This window comes from Methylosinus sporium (assembly GCF_003113265.1).
Classification (GTDB): Bacteria; Pseudomonadota; Alphaproteobacteria; order Rhizobiales; family Beijerinckiaceae; genus Methylosinus; species Methylosinus sporium.
In genome coordinates this window covers 1-294 of record NZ_PUIV01000027.1, presented here as the reverse complement: position 1 = coordinate 294, position 294 = coordinate 1, and positions in this window count along the sequence as shown.

The following is a 294-nucleotide window of genomic DNA, read 5'->3' as shown; positions in this document are numbered from 1 at the left end:
CGGCGAGGGGGCGGGCGTACAGCTCGCGTAAGGACGCGTCGGGGTGGCGGTGAGGCGCGGAAAGGCGCGATTGGCTCATGAGCCCGATGCGCCGCTACAATGTGCTTCAATGAGGTCCGGGCGGTGAAGCCCTGAAAGGCGGCTCTTTCGTAGTGAACGGATTCGAAAGCCCGAAGACTACCCCAGGCGATGTCACGTTAACCGGCAAATAGGTCGCGGCGGGCCATTTTGGGCGTCATGAATCCACCGACCTCGAGCTACAAGCGCCATCGCTTCCCACCGCAGATCATCGCC